The sequence below is a fragment of the Acinetobacter sp. A22 genome (assembly GCF_030913345.1).
Classification (GTDB): domain Bacteria; phylum Pseudomonadota; class Gammaproteobacteria; order Pseudomonadales; family Moraxellaceae; genus Acinetobacter; species Acinetobacter junii.
Map to the genome: position 1 here is coordinate 1,149,907 of NZ_CP133162.1, position 21,400 is coordinate 1,171,306.

The window sequence follows — 21,400 nt, forward strand, 5'->3', positions numbered from 1 at the left end:
CGAACCTATAAAATGATGATTAAAATTAGCCCGCTTTTGCTTGGCGAGGTTGTTCTGCCCATGTTTTCAATGTTTCTGGGCTAACTGGATTTGCAATAGGATCAAGGAAGACAGGAACAGGACGTTCTGCTTCATCGTTATAACTTGTGGTAAATAGACGTACACGGTTTAGACAAATTTTGGTGTAACTTGGACGCAGCATGGCGAATTTATCAGCACGTTCAGCCAATTCTGGATGTCTTTGGTTAAACTCAACAATCGTGTTGGAAATGGTCTGCCAAAAATCAAGCTCAGAATATTCAGGATAGTCTTGCAAGAACACATTACAGATATAGCGGTAATGCACCATGAACAGACCTGTGAAAATAAAATGGCTTAGATCAGTCGCTTCATGACGGAGTAATAAGTCTGATTCAGATGGTAATTGAGTTAACTCAGGAAAATCCTCATCCACTAAATTGATGTCGTCAATGAAGTCTTTTAATACCATGGCTTTCGGCACACCATTTTCATGTACCAACATCGTGTTTTCACCGTGTGGTGAAAATGCCAAACCATAGCGATACAAGCAAAGTAACAATGGACTCATGCACACTTGAGCAAATTGAGCTAACCAAGCTAAAGGACTTAATCCTGATGCTTTGATCAGCACGCTCAGGATCGATTGACCAGAAATATCACGATGTAATAAAGCTGCTTGCGAGAGAACTTGTTGTGATGAATCAACATAACGATCAACACTTTCACGCCACAAACAACCGAACAGTTCTTTAAATTGGTATGGTGCGCCGTCAATGCGGTCAAAACATGGCTGGTGAATGGTTAAAGTTGCAACCTCACCCAAGAAAATCACACCTGTATTTTGTAAGTCTTGATCTTGTTGATGAATCTGTTTTAACCATGCGGTCACTGCTGGAGCAGCAAGATTACGTTTTGAGGGTAATCCACGATAAACAGCAGTATTAAAAATACTGACTGGCAGTTTAATGTAATGACGTTGTAGATTTGATGTATTACATAATGTGCGAATGGACTGCATTGGCACATAACTATCTTGACTGATATTCAGTTCAATAATTTTCTGATCCACAATCTCATTGGCATAAGTCGGAACAAGCCATTGATGCCATTGCCAAGCATGTACGGGAATCAAAAAGTAATTTTGAGGATCTAGGTTTTTTTCTTGGAGAATATTGATGAACTGCTGTAGTTCATTGGCATCAAATTCATGTTGATATAAACCGCAGGCACTCCAATCTTCAGTACTTCGATACTCTGCTAAATCACGATGAACGGCTAACCACAACACTTTAACTTCAGGTGAAAGCTCTGGTGCAGCGCTTAAATAATCATCATAACCAAAACCCATACGCCCTTTACTCATGATGAGCCAAGGATGACCACGTAGCATGCCTTCAACTTTGTAATGTGGCTCTGTCAAAACCGCTATACTTGGCAAACGTGTTTCATTGAACAAATGTGCTTCTGCCAGCCAAGTATTATTCATTTCTTTGATCAAATACGCTTTGGTAAATGGCTTAACATTAGAACTGTCAGACATTGCGACAATGAACTCATGTAAGTTCCAAGCAGGTTGATCATTTTCCTGACTATGAGTCACATCACGTACCGAAGCTTCCTGAATATTCCAGTGTCCGAGTAGATATTGATTTCCTTGAAACTCATACTGACGATTGCCTAAATCTAAACGATAACGACCTGCTGACAATGATTTAACTTCAATAATTTCTTCGTATAGAAACTCTGCAATCGCCATTTCAATAAGACGTTGTCCTGCGGCACGCCATTGCTGCTGATTAATTTTTAAAGTTGCAAAGTTCATATCAGTTTCTCATATGTTGAATGTACAGAAGCAGTTTGTGTACGTGTGTTTGCACCACGACGATTAGGATGCGCCGTCATCACGTTCTGTTCTGTTTTCTTGAAAATTGAATGGTTTTTATTGGGAGAATTTTCGCAAAGGCACTCGTTTGATTGTGCTTTGTCATCTGCCATACAAATTTTTGGATTTTGAGAGAGATTAAAGTGTTGGAAGGTTTGCGCTTGATTGCCTAATTCATAAAGAGGCTCAGCAAGCAGTTGATTAATGATCGTTGCTGCACGATAAGCACCAAGACCTAAATCAGGCGTGCCGACACCATGACTATGCATTTCTTGATTTTGAACAAAGATATGGCCATTCAACCTGTGTACAACTCGATAGTCTTCTGTAATCTGCCAACGCTGTTTATGATCAAGTTCGATGTATGGCTTGAGTGACTGCATAAAACCAAAATCAGGTGTGAAATAACCCGTTGCGGCTACAAGAAAATCACAGTCGAGATGAAAAGACTGAGCTGTAGCACGATGTTCGAAATGCAATCGGATTTTTTGTGTATCCAATGCTTCTGCATCTTTCAAATCACATTGACTATGCAAATGTGTCTGTATGCTTTGGCCTGCAATGCTACGGTGATAAAGTCTTTGATAAATTTCCCGAATGGTTTTTGCACTAATCCCCTTGTATAACAAGGCTTGTTGCTTTAACTGCTGCTCTTTCTGCTGTGCAGACAAATCATAAAAATGTTGTGCATAATCAGGGCTAAAATGTTCTAAACCTAATGGCGCATACTCCATTGGGAAGAAACCTTGAGAACGGGTAAACCAATGCAAATCAAACTGATGATTGTCGGTATCTTGCTGTTCGTCAAACAAGTCGATAAACACTTCAGCTGCGGATTGCCCCGAACCTAGTACAACAACATCGCCATGTAAATCTGTATCTACATGCGTCATATACTGTGCTGAATGCAGACATTGTTGCGGACGGACTTTCTGAATCTTTGCCAAACATTCAGGCAAATATGGCACATTACCACTTCCAATCAATAAATGACGGCATAAATAACTTTGCTGAACACCATTTGATTCAACGACTACTTTAAAACCTATCGTTTGGGGTTCAATCCTCAAGACACGAGATTGGTATTCGATACAATCAAGTTGTTCTGCAACCCATTGGCAATAATGGTTATATTCACAGCGCGGAATATGTGGATGCTCTAGAAAGTAAAACTTATACAAACGTTGCTGATGACGCAGATAATTTAAAAAGCTAAATGGACTGGTTGGATCAACCATTGAGACCAAATCAGCCATAAACGGTACTTGCAATACCGTATTAGGTAGTTGCATACCTGCATGCCAATCAAATTGTGCCTTTTGCTCAAAAAACACGTAGTTGAGTGAGCTTTTGTTTTGTAGCAAACTAGCAAGACTTAAATTAAAAGGTCCTAGACCAATTCCAATAAAATCAAGCATAACTGACATCCTTCTGTGAAATACGCAGTGGATTTGGCAGTTGCACGTAAACAGACTGATTTTCGACAGGCGCGATCAATTCGTCTAACTCATGCAAACGTGTCAGCAAGTTACCCTTATAAGGCAGAGTTGAATTGAACAGTAATCCTTGCAATAAGGTGCTATCAGGATATTGTTGTAATTGTTCTTCTAAAAATTCAATTAAATGCGCTAACAATTCATCTTCAGTGATATAGCCTGTCGCACCGATGGCATTAATAATCCCAAACAAAGTATTGCCGAAGAAATAATAACTAAAACGTTCATCAACAAAATCTTTCGGACCTACCGCAAAGGCTTTTTCTTTCAGTTCAGGTAGCGCTTGTAGAATTTCAGTCGCAAACTCTTCAATATAATAAAAACCTTGGTTATCACGTAGCCATAAAGTTTTTGGGAAATGATTTTCCAGTTCCAATAATACATTTTGTTGATGTGACTCAAATGCCATACCAAAACGATGATATAGATACATCAAGGGTTGCAAACTAACTTCGAGGAAACGAGTAAACCAATCTAAAGCAATCTCTGAAAAACCCCTCTCAGGATGAGCTTTTGAAATTTTGGAAAATAATGCGTTAAAACGATTTAAAGATTTGCTTGGATGATCCTGACACAAGGAAGCAATACAAGTGACTTGCTGTTGAGGATGGAAAGGCTGATCTCTAAAAATGCAGATACTTTCATTAATCACTTCATCATCAATTTTCAAGGCGATCCAAGCTGGGTCATTGACTGCCTTTAAACTTGGACATTTTTTTAGAATATTCTGACCAAACTCACTGTGCCACAGACGATGTGTTAATTCACCACGATGACATTCTTTGGCTAAATTCACTCGAATAGAATTGGTAATCATCACAGAAAGAGATGGCTTCACCATCCACGGAGCGTTGAAGCTTGCCAATGTACGAATGGATGTTGTTGGAGAGAATTGCCAGCCACGTAAACCTAAATCAATCAATTGCCCTGTTTGCTTCAATCGTTCAAACCAAGCTTTACCCTGTAAATAACGAGCTTGCCAAGGATGCAATGGGAGTAATTTATATTCGCTATGGGTTTTAACTAGATTGAGATCATTTTCAGATAAATACCACTGTAATGCCGTTTTTAATTGCGCTGAAATAGGTTCATCAGTCGCACTACCTTCCGCAATGTAATCTTGGTGCACTAGCCAATAATGAAGTTGTGTCTTGCCTTTGTGTTCAGGTGAAAACTTTAGCCAATCCTCATGCACAAAACCTGTTCTACTTTTCGGCGCTGGGTGCATGCTATGCCCCAAAATCAATGCCTGTTCAGTTTCAATAAAGCTTTGACCAGCTTTAACCAAGTCATCAAAATCAGCTTCACGTTGTATTAAAAACTGTTGCAATGCATCACGGCTTTGAATCCACTTCTCTACCAAAGAAGCAGCATCCAAAGGTAAAGACGATTCAGAAACTAGTTCTTCAAGTAACAACCCAACGATTGCAACTGGACTAAATGATTTTGGCTGACCTGAAATTACGATTTGAGGAAGATTAGCTAACCGATGTCTACCAACTCGGCTGACATAAGATAATGGGAAATCACATTGAGCATGAATAGAATTAATCGGAATAGATAACAGCGTCAAACCTTGGCTAAACGCTTGTTGTTGCGGACTTTGCTGTGTTTTATTAAGCAAGTGACCTTTGCCAGTTTCTTGCGTATATGCGTTGACGAAATGTTGTATCGCCAACCGATTGGCAAGTGATTGCATCTGTCGGTATCCTCTATAAAGAGAGAGTTAGTTTTTTTCGAATGTTTGAGCTCAAAACACTTCTCAAATACAGCAACGACTGCATATAAGATTAAAGTAATGATAATAATTATCATTTATAATAGCAATTATAATACTTCCTTTGAAATTAACAGCACAAAGCATTGATTAATATAGATTAAATAAAAAAATAGATGATTATTGATACAAAAGATAATAATTCTCATTATTATATATTCTAATGAAAATCTGAAATTTTATTGTTTTAGTAGATTGAAACATTAAAGCATAAGCAATAGATGTCAGATAAAGTCCCTAACTATCCAATAGATCAGAGAAAGTTGCATTTAATAACTTTGCTAGATCATTAGGATCTAAACCAATATCCAGCCCTCTTTTCCCACCACTGACATATATTTTATTAAATGTCTGCGCCGTCGCATCAATGACGGTTTTTAGACGTTTCTTCTGCCCTAATGGACTAATTCCACCAACTAAATAACCAGTCAAACGTTCAGCATCTTTAGGATTTGCCATTTGTAATTTCTTACATCCCACCGCTGCTGCAACTTTTTTTAAATTGAGTTGATGGTTTACAGGTAAGATCGCAATAAAATAATTTTTTTCATCTGTGACCATTAATGTTTTGAAGACTTCTTCTACACGTAAATTGAGTTTTTCAGCAGCTTCTAAACCAAAACTCTTCGCGTTAGCATCATGTTCATATTCATGAATCGAGAATGCTATTTTGTTTTTTTCCAATAACTTACATGCTGGTGTCATTTGATATCTGGGTTATTTCGATGATTCTTAAGTTTGATAAGTGTAGCATTTTAAAAAAAATATTTTCAATTTGCTTAGGCTATTTTGAATAGTGTTCTTGATAATTATTTTTCAAACCTTATATAAAGACTAAATGCAATTGAGAAAGGCGCAAAAACTTCATGAGTTATAAACATAATAATCTGATGGCGATGCGTCAAAGCTACTGGGATGATGAATCTTCTTCTACCGTTCAAGCTGAAAAGCAATTTCTCCGTGATACTTTGGTTGAAGAAGGTATTTTCGAGAATGCGACTTTAGACGACACCAAGTACTTTTTCTTCACATTACCCAGTATTATTATCGTGAAAGCTCATGCTTTAGGTTTTCATCATAGTATTGTCAAACGTATGTTGATTAAGCATATACATACAAACCGAGCAGCTCTAATGCGTAAATCAGCCCTTAAAATTCAGTTTAAAATTTAGTACGTATGTATAAATAGCTGACTTAAGCGATCTCCAATTTGCTTAGGCTATTTAGATATTGTTGACTTAAATCACAAATTTAGACTGATAATTCAAGCGATTGAACTATTTTAATACGTTCAAACGCTGTAATATCCACTACAATTTAACTCTCGGCTTTCCTCCCCCTCCGATTTCAGCATAGGATTTTTCTTTCATGTCAGATCAGAACGATAAGCTCAAGAATCTAAAAACCTCGTCTGTGGATCGTCGCTTATCTATTGCAAAAGCTTCTTTACTTGCTGGAACTCGTTGGGCAACTGCAAGTGCTACCTCTATGTTTTCTAGTGAGGAAGAAAAAGAGAAGAAACGTAAAAAAGCGATGGCTGATCAAGCCCATTATTTGGTCTCTGAAATTGGAAAATTAAAAGGTTCAATTGTTAAAATTGGACAAATGATGGCTTTATATGGTGAACATTTCTTACCAGAAGAAATCACTCAAGCACTCAATACGCTGAATAATCAAACTGTTGCTTTAGCATGGCCTGCAATCAAAGCTCACTTGCATGAGCAACTAGGTTCGAAACTCAATGATCTAACGATTGATCATGAGCCAATCGGTACTGCATCATTGGCACAAGTTCACCGTGCAATTCGTAAATCTGATGGTTTAGAAGTTGTATTGAAGATTCAATACCCTGGTGTTGCAGAAGCGATTGATTCTGACATGAATCTTTTCAAAAACATGCTGAAACTCACACGAATGGTTCCTCAAACACGTGAGTTCGACCAGTGGTTTGATGAAGTTCGTGAAATGATGCACCGTGAAGTGAATTATGACATTGAGGCAGCGACAACTCGACGTTTCGCAGAACGCTTGAAAGATGACCCGCGTTATATTGTTCCACAAATTGTTGATGAGTTCTGTGCTGACAAAGTTCTGTGTATGACATTTGAGCGTGGAGTACCTATCAACAGCCCTGTTATGCTTTCTTTACCTCAAGAGCGCCGGAATCAACTTGGTGAAGCTTCACTAGAAATTGCAGTACGTGAGCTGTTCGAATGGGGTGAGATGCAAACTGATCCTAATTTTGGTAATTACCTTGTCCGCTTAGGCAATGGTGATGATGTAAAGGATAAGATTGTATTGCTCGACTTTGGTGCAATTCGCCAATTTGATGACAATCTACTTTCTGTCGCACGTAATCTTATCCATGCAGGATATGATCATGACAAAACTGCTATGGTTAAAGCGATGACAGGTTATGAATTTTTTGATTCGATGCCTGAAAGTGTAAAACCAGGTATGGCGGATGTGTTTTTAATTGCGACCGAAGCTTTTAGTAACCCAAGCAATAATCCTGATATGCCTGCTGGTGTGATGGATGAACAAGATCGTTATGATTGGAAAAAAAGCCAACTACATAGTCGCGTAATGCAGCAAGCTGCTCAGTCTATGGCTTCTCGTTATTTCTCAGTCCCTCCTAAAGAATTTATGTTTATTAGCCGTAAATTCATTGGTGCTTATACTTTCATGACAGTGATCGAGGCGAAGACAAATGTTCGCAAAATGATTCGTCAATTTGCATAAACCAAATTAATTCAGTCATATTGACCAATCTGCTCAGTCAGTTTGGTCAATTTTTTTTTGCTATAATTTTCTTTCATTTTTTAAAATTATTTAAAAACATAAACTTATTTGTCTTTATCCACTTAATTAACCCTTTATCTTTCTAATATTGACACGTCAAAGAAGACATAGTTTTTTTAGCTTTAGCATGCGAGCATAAATTCACAATCATCCTCTAGGATAAAATCATGTCAAATATGATGAATAAGGCTCAAGGTCTCGGGCTATCATTGATCACTAAAATCGCAGGAAGCGAAGTGCTCGATCAACTCAAATTAAGAAAGTTTGTAGAAAAGTCTCTATACCAAGGTTCAAAAACTGGTTTTAAAGTTCTAACAAAAACTCAGAAAGCTTTTAAACCGCAACCAATTGACAAACAACGTTTACCAAATCAAGTTAATAAAAATCTATTTGATTTAGGATTGACTGAAGAGCAACAAATGACATCAGATGCTATGTCACAATTTGCTCAGGAAGTGCTTTACAATTTAGCACATGATGCAGATCACAATGCACAATTCCCCGAAGAACTTTGGCAGCATTTGGTTGATTTAGGCTTGAACTACTATGCATTACCTGAGGCTTTAGGTGGTGTTGCCGCAGAACAAAATATTGTCAGTAATATCCTAATTGCTGAAAACTTAGCTAAAGGTGATTTCAGTCTTACAGCTGGATTATTAAGCACATTCAGCGTGATCAATGCCATCACTCGTTGGGGATCAACACAAGTACAAAGTATGTATTTGCCTTGCTTTGCTGAAGACACAGATATTACAGCGACATTTGCATTTCAAGAAGCGACCCCTGCATTTAATCCATACCAATTAAAAACGAAAGCGACTGAACAAAATGGTCAGTTCTATATCACAGGTGAAAAGACTTTAGTCGTTTTAGGTGATACATCTGATGTATTCCTTGTCAGTGCAGAATATAACGGTCAACCTGATATTTTTGTCGTGCAATGTGATGAAAGTATTGCCATCAAATCAAATCCAGCGATGGGTCTAAAAGCTGCTGAAACTGCTACCTTACAGTTCAATCAAACTCCAGCTTTACGATTAGGTGATGCTGATTTCGATTACACAGCATTTGTAGATCTTGGGAACTTGATGTGGTGTGCGATGGCTGTAGGTACATGCGAGGCGATCAAAGCATACTGCATCAAATATGCAAATGAACGTACAGCTTTCGGTGAGCCTATTTCTCATCGCCAAAGTGTTGCCTTCATGATTGCTGATATGGCTATTGAAATTGATGCAATGCGCATGTTGGTACTTAATGCAGCGAGCTTAGCTGAAGCGGGTCAACCATTTCATCGTGAAGCTTACCTTGCAAGACTTTTGTGCGCTGAAAAATCTATGAAAATCGGTACGGATGGTGTACAGATCCTAGGTGGTCATGGTTTTACCAAAGAACACCCTGTTGAACGTTGGTATCGTGATTTGCGTGCTACTGCAATCTTACATTCTGGCTTACATGCTTAATTGATCATTCGAGGATATTACAATGAATTTACAAAATCCTAAAAAATTCAAAATGATGGTCGATCAGGCACATGAAGTTGCTTTGAATGTGTTGCGCCCAATTTCAAGAAAGTATGACAAAGCCGAACATGCCTATCCAAAAGAATTGGACATGTTGGCATCATTAATTGATGGCATGAATGAAGGTGGTGAAGGAATAAATGCAGGTGCTGCTGTTGGCAAACGTGGAGAAACTGAGTCAGGTAACAAAAACGGCAATAATATGTCGACTGCACTCGGTATTATAGAAATGTGCTATGGCGATACGGGTTTATTGTTAAGTATGCCCCGCCAAGGCTTGGGTAACTCTGCTATTGCGGCAGTAGCAAATGACGAGCAACTTGAACGTTTTAAAGGGACATGGGCTGCCATGGCAATTACTGAACCAGGTTGTGGTTCGGACTCAGCTGCTATTCGTACGACAGCAACTCAAGATGGTGATGAATACATCTTAAATGGCGAAAAAATCTTTGTCACTTCAGGTGATCGTGCAGATTCAGTTGTAGTTTGGGCAACACTCGATAAAAAGCTTGGTCGTGCAGCTATAAAATCCTTTGTTGTACCCAAAGGTACTCCAGGAATGAAAGTTGAACGTTTGGAGCACAAACTAGGAATTAAAGCATCTGATACTGCTGTCATTAGTTTCATTGACTGTCGTGTTCCAGCTGCAAACCTGTTAGGTAATCCTGAGATAGATGTTGCAAAGGGTTTTGCTGGAGTTATGGAAACCTTTGATAATACCCGACTGAACCGTACCGGGTTTGTCGGAGACTTTTTTATTTAAGTTAAGCCACCTGACCTAACGGGTTAATCTTATCATAGTACATTGCTTCAAACTCAAAAGGCGATACATAACCCAGTGCACTGTGTACACGCTTTTTATTGAACCAATCTACCCAGTTTAGTGTCGCAAGTTGTACATCTGCTAAACCTTGCCAATCTGCTTTTAAATATTCAATCACCTCTGTTTTGTATAAGCCATTCACCGTTTCAGCCAGAGCATTATCGTATGAATCACCCGTTGTACCGACTGATGCTCGTAAATTTGCTGCTTCTAAACGATTGGTATAGCGAATGGAAAGATATTGCACACCTCTGTCGGAATGATGAATCACATTCTTTGGCATGCCTCGATCATGCAATGCTTGCTCTAATGCATCAAGCACCATATCTGTATTCATCCGTGTAGATACTTTCCATCCAACAATTGCTCGTGAGAACACATCAATAACAAATGCGGTATATACCCAGCCTGAATGAGTTTGAATATACGTAAAGTCACCCACCCATAGTTGGTTTGGATGATCAGCATTAAAATTACGTTTCACTAAATCATCTGCCCGTTTTTGGTCATCTCGGTTACGGGTGGTTTGTTTATTCTTACCACGCCAAACACCTTGTATACCTAGCTTTTGCATCAATCGAGCAACTGTACAACGTGCAATAACATAACCCTCACGTTTCAATTTTTGCCAAACTTTACGTACACCATATCGACCTGAACTTTCTTTCCAAATTCGTTTAATTTGTTCAGCATGATACTCATCATGTAGATCTCGTTTCGCTCGATGTTCTGGATTTTCAGTGAGATCTAAAGTTCGGTAATAGGTTGAAGGTGCAATCGGTAAAATTCTACAAATCGCTTCAACACCATATCGATCTTTATTGTTATGGATAAAATCCACCATTATTTGTGTGGGCGGTCGAGCTCCGCCTGGGCGAAAAAAGCGGCTGCTTTGCGTAGAATTTCATTGGCACGTTTTAATTCTTTAATTTCACGTTCCATTTGCTTCATTTTTTCTTGGTCAGATATCTGTTGTACTTTGGCAGGATTTAGTTGATCCAGATGCTTTAAATACCAAACACGCAATGTTTCAGGAGTACAACCGATTTTAGGAGCAATAGCTGTGATTGCTGCCCAAGTAGAAGGATAATCTTTTTCAGATTCAATTAGTAATTGAACCGCTCTTTCTCTAATTTCGGGGGTATAGTTTGGTTTTGTCATCGGGATAGTCTCTCAGAATATTGACTCTCCGACAAACCCGGTACGGTTCAGACCTCTCGTTGCAGCAATGGCGATTGGTTGTGCCAAAGCATCACTCGAACGTATCAAAGAAATCTTCAAAGATCAGCTTGATCCAGACTATAAAACACCTTATTTACAAACCTCAAACTTAGCTGCGCAGATCTATCGGATGGAAGCTGAATGGGAAGCTGCTCGCCTGCTTATGGTTAAATCCACATGGATGGCAGACAACAAAAAACCAAACTCAAAAGAAGCTTCTATTGCCAAAGCTAAAGCTGGTCGTGTTGGTAATGAAATCACGCTCAAATGTGTAGAACTTGCTGCAAGTGTAGGTTATGGTGAAGATGAATTACTGGAAAAATGGGCACGTGACTCAAAAATTCTAGATATTTTTGAAGGTACTCAACAGATTCAGCAATTGATCATCGCACGTCGAGAATTGGGTAAATCATCGAGCGAATTGAAATAATTTGGCTTAATTCGAAAACTAATAAAAAGGACGTTAAATTAACGTCCTTTTTTAGAAATATGATTCTAGTTTATCTCATCGTCACAAACTCTTCCGCAGAAGTCGGATGAATTGCAACGGTATTATCAAAATCTCTTTTTGTTGCCCCCATTTTCAAAGCGACTGCAAACCCTTGTAGTATTTCATCCATGCCAAAACCTATACCATGGATACCCACAATTTTTTCCTCTTCACCAACACAAACCAATTTCATTTTGGTTGGCTGGCGATGCTGTGTAATTGCACTATACATAGCGGTAAAAGAAGAATTATAAACTTTTACTGACTGCTCTCCGTACTGCTCAATCGCTTCTTGTTCTGTAATACCAACAGTTCCTATCGGTGGATGACTAAACACCACTGTTGGGATATTTTCATAATCTAGATATTCATTTGGTTTATTGTTAAATAATCGTTCAGATAGTCTCCGACCTGCAGCAACAGCAACAGGTGTGAGTTCCATTTTCCCAGTAATATCACCAACAGCATAAATCCCTTTCTGAGTTGTATTTTGGAATTTATCAACTTCAATATAACCACGATCGTTCAACTGAACATTGGCTTTATCTAAATTTAGATTTGCTGTATGTGGCTCGCGTCCAGTCGCCCAAATTAGGCAATCGACTTTATGCACCCCACCATTTTCGAGATGTAAATTAACTGAACCATCGATATTTTTAGTCACTTTTTGGGGAATAGCTTGTGTATGAATTTTCACGCCATCAGCTTGCATTACCTCAACCAGAGTTTCACTTAAGAACTGATCAAATCTTCTCACAGGCAAATCTTTTCTAATGAACAATCCAACTTGTGAGCCTAATGCATTTAATACTCCTGCAAGCTCAACTGCAATATATCCTGAACCAATAACTGCTGTTGTTTTTGGTAAAGCACTGAGTTCAAAAAAGCCATTGGAATCAATTCCATATTCAACACCTTCAATTTTAGGCAATGATGGCTGTGTGCCTGTTGCAATCAATATATGATCAGCAGTGAAAATTTCACCGTTTACTTCAATTGTATTTTGATTTACAAATTGGGCAGCACCTTGTATCAAATCTACATTATTTTTACTTAGGCTATTTTGATATGACTGATGAATTCGATCTATATAGGCTTGTCTGTTTTTAACCAAAGTTTGCCAATTAAAAGATTCTATTTGGGCATTAAATCCATAATCTTCAGCATATTTATGGATTGATTCAGCGATATGTGCTGCATACCACATTACTTTCTTGGGTACACAACCGACATTTACGCATGTTCCACCAATTTCAGACCTTTCAATTAAGGCACATCTCATTCCATACATTGCCGCTCGATTGACTGAAGCAATACCACCACTCCCACCACCAATAGCAATATAATCATAATGTTTTGTCATATTTGCCTCTTAAATAATCAGAAATTCTTCTTAAAGTTAAATATCTAAATAGATATACAGCATAAAAAATATAAAGCCTTTGTTTTTAATGGTTTTAATACAAGAAAATAAAAAAAGCACCAATCATCTCTGATTGGTGCTTCTGCTTTGGGAGCAGCTTTTCAGCTTATTCCGTAGTTACAGTCTCTAAAGATGCTTGCTCAAGCGATTGATCAACAACACCAAACTTCTTGAAGATTTTCGCACGACGTTTAGGGTAAATGTTCGCTTTGTTTAAATCACCTTTGTAGTGTTCAACAACTCGTTTATCCATCATTTTAAACCATAGAGGTGGAATGAGTGCTGGTAATAGCATACTTGCATAACCACTTGGCAATTCTGGCGCTTCGTCGAAATGACGCAATGCTTGGAATGGACGTGTTGGATACGCGTGATGGTCTGAATGACGCTGTAATTGATACAAGAATAAGTTCGTTACGATATTATTGTTGTTCCAGCTATGCTCTGGCATAGTACGTTGATACTTACCATTTGCATCTTTTTGACGTTTCAAACCATAGTGTTCGATATAGTTAATCACTTCAAACAAACTAATTCCGTAGAATGCTTGAGTCGCTAAATAAGGAATCACGCCTTTGCCGAATATACCAACCATAGAACCATGGAAAGCTGCGCTCATTCCCCAACCTTGAAGCAACTCATTGTCTAATGACCAGAACTCTTTGCCTTTACGTTTTAAACGAGTCGTTTCGATCTCAATCGCAGATTTCAAAGAACCGAAAACTGTACGTGGCCAAAACTCATAGAACGTTTCGCCCATTTGAGAAGATGCTGGATCTTCAGGTGTCGCAGCACGTTTATGGTGACCATAAGGATGTTCAACGCGGAAATGGTTATAGCCAGTTGGTACAAGCGCTAAGTGCGATAAAATATGATCAAGACGATCATGCTTATGGCTAAGCTCATGCGCAGTATTGATTGCAATACCGTTGATCGCACCCATTGAGATACCAAGTAAAATTTTATCTAGGAAAGAAGTATCTTTACGACTAGTTAAATAACACGCATAAATGTTTGCAGCATATTGTAAAGGAATGAAAGTTTTAACAAGACGCGCATAGTATGGATCTTGTTCTAGTAATTTCACTTCCTCAGATGTTGGGTTATTTGCATCTTTCCCTACGATAGTATCAATTGCAGGAATCACAATATGAAGTAAGATAGGACCACCTAAGGCAAAGATCTTTTTCAGTGGGCGTGGTGCAAATTGGTAACCACCTAATATCCCAATACCAATTACTGGTAATGCAGGACTAATTGCCCATAAATAACGTTTACGATCCAACTCTAACTTTGATTTTGCTAGAGGCGCAAGTGGCTGCTCTACATTTACTGGCGCATTCATAATCATATCCATGTCTTTGTATATATATATTTTGATTGAAAATGATTGACATGACAGTAGCAAACGTCCAAAAAACCTATGTCAGCGTCTTTGGCATAATCCACCCTGTTTTTGTCCCTTAAACACATATTGAATTATTAACCCTGCTTCCTATAATCTAACTGAAATATAAAATTATTGTTCTTATGGATGCTTTAAGTAAAATTTTTGATGATATACATCTCAATCGAACCGAATATATCTACTTGAAAACACAAGGAGAATGGTCATTTTTATGTCATGAGCAACCTGCTCTTATCGTCCACATCGTTTTGGTTGGATCTGTTTATATTCAATTAAATTCACAAAATAGTTTAACTGCGAACGCAGGTGAAATTGTCATTATAACCTCTGGAAAGCAACATACTGGAGCTGATAATGCGGTCAGAAAGTTAGTTAATGCTTTAGATATTTCTAATTTGTTTGATGGACATAAAAATGAAGCCATCGAGTTTGGTACAGAATCAGTAGAAAAAAATCTGATTCTAACCGTCCGTTGTGAAATGGATACCATCATGGCTCGTCCGTTCATGCAAGCCTTGCCAGATGTCATTCATGTACAACATGGCGAAACAACTGCGCCTGAATGGCTACAAATCGGTTTGCATTTTCTAGCCCTTGAAACACAAAATATTCAAGCAGGTCGAGATATCATTATCGATCATCTTGTAAGTATTTTACTGATCAAATGTATTAGAGACCACATTCAAAATATTTCAACTAAACATGGCTGGCTGAGTGCACTTAATCATCCAGAACTGAGCTATGCTTTAGCATCAATTCATAATCAACCTGAATTAGCATGGACTGTTGAAAGCCTTGCGGAACAATGCTGTATGTCTCGCTCAAAGTTTGCAAGCCTGTTTCATGAGGTGATTGGAGAATCACCCCTTGCCTATCTACAGCAACACCGTATGAGACTCGCAAGCAAGTATTTACGTAAAAGTAACTACTCTATTCAACAAATTGCCAATATGGTGGGATACACGTCTGAAACAGCATTTAGCCAAGCTTTTAAACGTACATATGAATTATCACCCAAACCGTATCGCCAAAAATTTTTAGAAAGTTAAGATATAAAAAACAAAAAAGACACCTAAGTGTCTTTTTCGAATTCAATCAGATATAAATCAACGAACAATGCCGCGAGTTGATTTTTCTAATGAATCAATAAAGAGTTGTGCTTCAGGCGTATTTTCAAGAATTTCATCTCGAATTTGCGCAATCGCTTGTTCAGTCGTCAAACCTGATTTATAAATCAACTTATACGCTTCTCTTAAACCTTGTATCGTATTTCTTGACCACCCTTTACGACGCATACCTTCAATATTCATTCCGTATGCATGTGCAGGATTACCTGAAGCCATCACATAAGCAGGCACATCTTTAAGAATAAGCGCCGCACCACCAATCATGCTATACGAATCGATTCGGCAGAACTGATGAATACCAGCATTTCCACCTACGATCACATGATCACCTACATGTACGTGACCCGCTACGCCAACATTATTAGCAAAAATATTATGATTACCAATAACACAATCGTGGGCAATATGGGTATTTACCATTAATAAATTGTGGCTACCAATTTTGGTAAAACTTTGATCCTGAACAGTACCTCTGTGTAAGGTACAATGTTCACGAATAGCATTGTGATCGCCTATCTCTAACCATGTCTCTTCGCCTTGATATTTCAAATCTTGGCAAATTTCCCCGATACTCGAAAATTGGAAAATATCATTATTTTTTCCAATTTTAGTAAATCCCCCGACCACAACATGCGAACGTAATTTTGTGCCTGCATCAATAGTTACATTTGGACCAATAATACAATACGGTCCAATTTGTACATCAGATGCAATTTCTGCAGATGCGTCAATAATTGCGGTTGGATGAATTAAATTTTGACTACTCATGTCTGCTCAATTTTCTGATGGGAAATAATAATCTCAGCCGTCGCGGCAATCTTACCGTCAACACTGGCACTACAATTGTACTTGTAAATGCCACGTTTTTGCATAACTAGCTCAGATTTTAAGATAAGCTGATCGCCTGCGACAACTTGTTTCTTAAATCTTATTTTCTCCGCACCTGCAAAAAGGAACAATGAACCTGCTTTGGGCTTCTGATTGGTTAAAACAAAACCTAAAATTCCAGACACTTGAGCAAGAGCCTCAATGATCAAAACACCAGGCATAATTGGGTATGTCGGGAAATGCCCTTGGAGAAACTCTTCATTAATAGATACGTTCTTATAGCCAACGATACTATTCTCAGTAACTTCCGTAACTCGATCAACTAATAAAAATGGGTAACGATGAGGTAAATATTCACGAATTGTAAGAATATCCATCGGTAATTCAGGCATAGTAAATGCTGGAGATGTTGACTCAGTCATAATAAATTATTTACGTAACTTAAGGGTTGATTCAAGGGACTCTAATTGAGCTTGCATATGATCAAGCCTTTTAGTGATTTGGGTCAATGGCACATCTGCTAATTGTCTTAAGCGTACAACCGTCCTTTTCCAATGGTTATTTTCAAAAAGACCAATTCCAGAAGAAAACGTTCCAGCTTCAGAAATATTTTTTGTGACCATTGACATTCCAGTCAATGTCACATTATCCGCAATATTTAAATGTCCCGCAACCGCACTTCCACCACCTATGATACAGTTTTTGCCAATTTTCACACTTCCTGCAATTGCACAATTCGCAGCTATCGCTGTGTTTTGACCAATTTGTACGTTATGGGCGATTTGCACAAGATTATCAATAATGACACCATCATCGAGAATAGTATTATCTAATGCGCCACGATCAATACAACAATTTGAACCGATTCGAACATCATTACCGATTAAAACCGAACCTAATTGAGCGATACGATGCCATTTACCTTGATATGGTGCAAAACCAAATCCCTCTGAACCAATCGTCGTATTAGCATGAATGCGTACACGATCTTTGAGTTTAGCTTCACCAGTGATGGTCACATGAGAGTCAATGAAGCAATCCTTTCCTATTTCCACATCATCATCTAGATGGACTTGGGATTGAATAACGGTATTACTTCCGACAACACAATTTTCTCCAATCACAACATAATGACCAATATAGGCATCATCAGCAATGATCGCAGAAGGATGAATTTGAGCAGTACTTTCGATTCCTCTTTGCACATTCTTTTTATCAAATACATGTGTGAGCATAGCGAAAGCTAAATAAGGATTTGAAACAACGATAAAGTTGTGTTTTGAGCTTAATTGTTCTTTTAATGCTTCAGTGACAATGTATGCTCCCGCCTGACTAGCCTGAGCTTGTGCTAAGTATTTTTCACCATTTACAAAGCAAATGTGATAATTCTGTGCGTGTTCTAAACTTGCTAAATTATGAATCTGAAAATCTTTTTGACCGATATACTCACCTTGTACAAGGTGAGCAATCTCTTCTAAACGATAACTACGTCTATTCATTGATTATTTCATTGCATTGACCTTTTGGATCATTTTATCAGTTAAATCATACTGAGCGTCAGAGGCAATCGTAGAATTTTTATTTAAAATAAAGTCTAAGTTATTCTCTTTTCTCAATTGTTCAGCAGCTTGCTTTACACGATTTTCAAAAGTTGTATTCATCGTTTGTAGAGATGACTGTACTTTAGTTTGTAAACTTTGTTGAGTTGTATTGAACTCATTAACTTTGGCTTGGTATTGAGCAGAAAGTTTTTGTAAATCAGCTTGATTCGCTGATTGAGCTTGCTGTTGAAGACCTTCTATTTCCTTACCCAACTGCTCTAGTTTAGTCGAAGTAGGTTTTACCGATTGACCTAAACTCGCATTTTGCTGCTTTAGATATGTACTACTTTCAACGACTTTAGCTAAGTCTATAACCGCAATACCACCTGCATTTGCTGTAACCGTTAAACCTAAAGCAACCATCAATATTGATAATCTTTTCATTATTTCTTACTTCCTTTTCTATATTCTTAGGGTAAAGTCGTACTTAGAAAGTACGACCGATTTCAAATTGAATAGATTTTGTATCATCGCCTTTCTTATCATTAAGCGGAAATGCATAACTGAGAGATAAAGGACCGATCATCGTAATCCAAGTAAAACCAACACCAACACTGTAACGCATGTTGCCAAAATCAAACTTATAGTTATCTTTACAATATTGTTTGATATCAACACTATTACCATCAACTAAAAGATCGCCTTTAGGCACATCACATTGTGTATCGAAGACTTGTGCACCCTCAGCAAACACTACAGGTCTTACTTGACGAGTCCAATCACCTTTGAATGGCAAAGGTATCGCAAGTTCAGTACCAAATTGTACTAGGGCGTTACCACCAACTTCTTCCTGATTCGGGTCATTTTTTCCTGTTTCTTGGAAAATGACACTCGGATATTTTGGACCTAAAGTACTGTTTTCATAACCACGTACAGAGCCATAACCACCTGCATAGAAGTTTTTGTAGAACGGCAAGTCATTACCATAGCCCAACTTACCATAGCCACGTAGTACAAAATTATTACCTAATGGCATAAATGCTTGCGCATCATAAGTCACTTTTTGGTATTCAACATCACTGCCTGGTAAACCAACTTCTAAACCAACTCGATGTGACATACCCGAAGTTGGGAAAATCGGACGATTCAGTGTATTGTAAGACCAACCCAAATTAAGCATATAGGTTAAGAATTCGCCTTCAAATGCACTTTCGTAGTCTTCGTAACCACCCTCACATATAGGTAAACCGGTTACAGGATCAGTTTTAACTTTCCCATCCTGATCTTCTTCAAATTTACCACTTGGACACCAAGTAGACTTACCCGTAGCTTTACCACCATTCGCTAATAAATAGTCACGAATATAAGTTGAAACACTTGGCCCCGTTCTAACTTTGGTCTTATCAACACCCAAAGAAGCACTTAAGCTTTGATTTTCATCGATAGGATAACCAAAGCTTAAACTACCGCCATAACTGTCAGTTACATAGTTATTAACGTTATAATCTTCATTTAACTTGGTTTTACGATAGTAAACATTGTAACCACGGCTTACACCATCAATTGTAAAGTATGGGTCAGTTACGCTGAGGTTGTAGTAATCTTGAGTTTCAGAACGAGATAAATCAACAGATACTCGATTTCCTGTACCCATAAAGTTAGTTTGGCTCAGACCCGCTTGGAATGTAATACCACCATTCTGAGAATAACCCACAGCAAGAGTTGTTGTACCTGAATGTTGTTCTTCAACATTCACATTTAAATCAACTTGGTCAGGAGAATTTGGAACACGAACTGGTTTGACATCTACAGTTTTGAAGAAACCTGTACGTTCTAAACGAACTTTAGAGAGATCAATTTTCTCGTTACTCGCCAACGCACCTTCCATTTGGCGCATTTCACGACGTAAAACTTCATCAGCTGTTTTACTATTACCAGTAAAATTGATACGACGAACTGTAACTTGCTGGCCTGGATTGATATAGTAATTTAAATTAACAATACCAGTCTGATTATTAATCTCAGGAACTACGTTTACTTCAGCGTAGTAATAACCAGCATTACCATACTTGCGAAGCAATAATTGTTTTACAGCATTCACTTTTTCTTGTGAATAAGTTTCACCATCTTTATAAAGCTTTAATGCCTGTAATTCTTCTGGCTTATATAAAGCATCGCCTAGGAATTTTGTTTCGCCGAATTTAAACTGGCTACCCTCATCAACTGATACTTCGATAAAGATATTCTTTTTATCTTCACTGATATTCAATTGAGAGTTAATAATATTAAAGTTGATATAACCTTTATTTAAATATAAAGCACGTAAAGCCTCTAAGCTCGCAGCCATTTTCTCACGTGCATAACGGTCATTACGTGTAACGACAGATGCCCAACCACTTTCTTTAACAGCGAAAGCCTGTTTAATATCACTGTCACTAAATACCGTATTACCAATAATATTGATATCAAAAACTTTTGCTGGAGTACCTTCGTTGAAATTCAATTTTAATTCAACGCGGTTATTCGGTCGAGCAACAGTTTCTACCGTTACATCAGCATCATAACGACCTTGTTGTGTATATTGCTGCTCAAGTTCTGTTTCAATAATTTGCAAAGCAGATTTTTTGAAAACTTCGCCCTCAGCAATTCCCATCTTTTTCAAACCTTGTTCCAAGGCTTCTTTCGGAATAAGTTTATTGCCTTTAAATTCCAATTTTGAAATTACAGGGCGTTCAATCACTTTGAAAACAAGGACATTATTTTCTTTAAATGCCTTAATATCATCAAAAAGACCCGAAGCATAAAGAGTACGAATCGATTCGGCAATCATTGGATCGCTGACTCTGTCGCCACTATTTACTGGTAACATCGAATAGATACTCGCAGGTGTTAAACGCACAAGGCCATCAATTCGTATATCTTGTGCAAGAAACTCATCTGCTGCGTATACTTGTTGTACCGCTGCCATCGCACTAACCAGTGCCAAAGGCATTAATAAATGTGTGTGACGCATGCCCATATATTTTCCAGTAAGTTAA

At 38.1% G+C, this 21,400-nt stretch carries 16 protein-coding genes, 2 pseudogenes and 1 other annotated feature; of the genes and pseudogenes, 6 read left to right on the plus strand and 12 right to left on the minus strand.

Annotated features, from left to right (window positions below):
- Positions 1 to 25: 25 nt before the first annotated feature.
- The 4 genes from acbC to ybaK form a co-directional block, all read right to left on the minus strand.
- A complete protein-coding gene (gene acbC, locus Q9Q86_RS05750) occupies positions 26 to 1,843 on the minus strand; it encodes an acinetoferrin biosynthesis protein AcbC (protein ID WP_112987491.1) in 1,818 nt (605 codons plus the stop codon).
- Positions 1,840 to 3,321: an acinetoferrin biosynthesis monooxygenase AcbB gene (acbB, locus tag Q9Q86_RS05755; RefSeq protein ID WP_112987490.1), complete on the minus strand. Its 1,482-nt coding sequence runs from the start codon at positions 3,319 to 3,321 to the stop codon at positions 1,840 to 1,842. The genes acbC and acbB overlap by 4 nt, the downstream gene beginning before the upstream one ends.
- Complete coding sequence (locus tag Q9Q86_RS05760) at positions 3,314 to 5,098, minus strand: IucA/IucC family siderophore biosynthesis protein (RefSeq protein WP_112987489.1); 1,785 nt, start codon at positions 5,096 to 5,098, stop codon at positions 3,314 to 3,316. The genes acbB and Q9Q86_RS05760 overlap by 8 nt, the downstream gene beginning before the upstream one ends.
- Positions 5,099 to 5,413: 315 nt before the next feature.
- Positions 5,414 to 5,881 (minus strand): Cys-tRNA(Pro) deacylase, encoded by a 468-nt coding sequence (ybaK, locus tag Q9Q86_RS05765; RefSeq protein ID WP_004954520.1) that lies wholly within the window; start codon positions 5,879 to 5,881, stop codon positions 5,414 to 5,416.
- Positions 5,882 to 6,042: 161 nt separating this feature from the next.
- Here ybaK and Q9Q86_RS05770 point away from each other — a divergent pair, with 161 nt between their 5' ends.
- From Q9Q86_RS05770 to Q9Q86_RS05785, 4 genes and pseudogenes are all read left to right on the plus strand, one after another.
- Entirely contained in the window at positions 6,043 to 6,348 is a 306-nt protein-coding gene (locus Q9Q86_RS05770; protein ID WP_004915688.1) for a hypothetical protein, read from the plus strand.
- A 196-nt stretch (positions 6,349 to 6,544) separates the two neighbouring features.
- A complete protein-coding gene (locus Q9Q86_RS05775) occupies positions 6,545 to 7,918 on the plus strand; it encodes an AarF/ABC1/UbiB kinase family protein (protein ID WP_004915684.1) in 1,374 nt (457 codons plus the stop codon).
- A gap of 236 nt (positions 7,919 to 8,154) precedes the next feature.
- Positions 8,155 to 9,441 (plus strand): acyl-CoA dehydrogenase family protein, encoded by a 1,287-nt coding sequence (locus Q9Q86_RS05780; protein ID WP_171065594.1) that lies wholly within the window; start codon positions 8,155 to 8,157, stop codon positions 9,439 to 9,441.
- 22 nt (positions 9,442 to 9,463) lie between these two features.
- Positions 9,464 to 10,225 (plus strand): annotated as a pseudogene (locus tag Q9Q86_RS05785) (acyl-CoA dehydrogenase family protein); the annotation flags it as partial.
- A gap of 40 nt (positions 10,226 to 10,265) precedes the next feature.
- Here Q9Q86_RS05785 and Q9Q86_RS05790 read toward each other — a convergent pair.
- A protein-coding gene (locus Q9Q86_RS05790; protein ID WP_096902497.1) for an IS3-like element ISAba19 family transposase occupies positions 10,266 to 11,485 on the minus strand; the annotation gives its coding sequence in 2 pieces (ribosomal slippage) (positions 10,266 to 11,209 and positions 11,209 to 11,485; 1,221 coding nt in all).
- Positions 11,094 to 11,210: a sequence feature (AL1L pseudoknot), on the minus strand. Its footprint overlaps the gene before it by 117 nt.
- Positions 11,486 to 11,534: 49 nt before the next feature.
- Here Q9Q86_RS05790 and Q9Q86_RS05795 point away from each other — a divergent pair.
- Positions 11,535 to 11,975 (plus strand): annotated as a pseudogene (locus Q9Q86_RS05795) (acyl-CoA dehydrogenase family protein); the annotation flags it as partial.
- A 70-nt stretch (positions 11,976 to 12,045) separates the two neighbouring features.
- On the opposite strand, the gene gorA reads toward Q9Q86_RS05795, so the two are convergent.
- Both gorA and Q9Q86_RS05805 read right to left on the minus strand, forming a co-directional pair.
- Complete coding sequence (gene gorA, locus Q9Q86_RS05800) at positions 12,046 to 13,398, minus strand: glutathione-disulfide reductase (RefSeq protein WP_112987213.1); 1,353 nt, start codon at positions 13,396 to 13,398, stop codon at positions 12,046 to 12,048.
- A 166-nt stretch (positions 13,399 to 13,564) separates the two neighbouring features.
- Positions 13,565 to 14,803 carry an alkane 1-monooxygenase gene (locus Q9Q86_RS05805; protein ID WP_004915664.1) on the minus strand — a complete coding sequence of 413 codons (1,239 nt, stop codon included), beginning with the start codon at positions 14,801 to 14,803 and terminating at the stop codon, positions 13,565 to 13,567.
- Between the two features lie 185 nt (positions 14,804 to 14,988).
- Here Q9Q86_RS05805 and Q9Q86_RS05810 point away from each other — a divergent pair, with 185 nt between their 5' ends.
- Positions 14,989 to 15,915: an AraC family transcriptional regulator gene (locus Q9Q86_RS05810; protein WP_112987214.1), complete on the plus strand. Its 927-nt coding sequence runs from the start codon at positions 14,989 to 14,991 to the stop codon at positions 15,913 to 15,915.
- A 57-nt stretch (positions 15,916 to 15,972) separates the two neighbouring features.
- On the opposite strand, the gene lpxA is transcribed toward Q9Q86_RS05810, so the two are convergent.
- The 5 genes from lpxA to bamA are packed head-to-tail and all read right to left on the minus strand — an operon-like array spanning position 15,973 to position 21,381.
- On the minus strand, positions 15,973 to 16,761 hold the full coding sequence (gene lpxA / locus Q9Q86_RS05815; RefSeq protein WP_042890730.1) for an acyl-ACP--UDP-N-acetylglucosamine O-acyltransferase: 789 nt from the start codon (positions 16,759 to 16,761) through the stop codon (positions 15,973 to 15,975).
- Positions 16,758 to 17,243, minus strand: coding sequence for a 3-hydroxyacyl-ACP dehydratase FabZ (gene fabZ / locus Q9Q86_RS05820; RefSeq protein ID WP_004915652.1), 486 nt, complete (start codon positions 17,241 to 17,243; stop codon positions 16,758 to 16,760). Before fabZ ends, lpxA begins: the two co-directional genes overlap by 4 nt.
- 6 nt (positions 17,244 to 17,249) lie before the next feature.
- Positions 17,250 to 18,320, minus strand: coding sequence for a UDP-3-O-(3-hydroxymyristoyl)glucosamine N-acyltransferase (lpxD, locus tag Q9Q86_RS05825; protein WP_112987215.1), 1,071 nt, complete (start codon positions 18,318 to 18,320; stop codon positions 17,250 to 17,252).
- Positions 18,321 to 18,323: 3 nt separating this feature from the next.
- Positions 18,324 to 18,806, minus strand: a complete 483-nt coding sequence (locus Q9Q86_RS05830) for an OmpH family outer membrane protein (RefSeq protein ID WP_112987216.1) — start codon at positions 18,804 to 18,806, stop codon at positions 18,324 to 18,326.
- A 43-nt stretch (positions 18,807 to 18,849) separates the two neighbouring features.
- On the minus strand, positions 18,850 to 21,381 hold the full coding sequence (gene bamA / locus Q9Q86_RS05835; protein WP_112987217.1) for an outer membrane protein assembly factor BamA: 2,532 nt from the start codon (positions 21,379 to 21,381) through the stop codon (positions 18,850 to 18,852).
- Between the last annotated feature and the right edge of the window lie 19 nt (positions 21,382 to 21,400).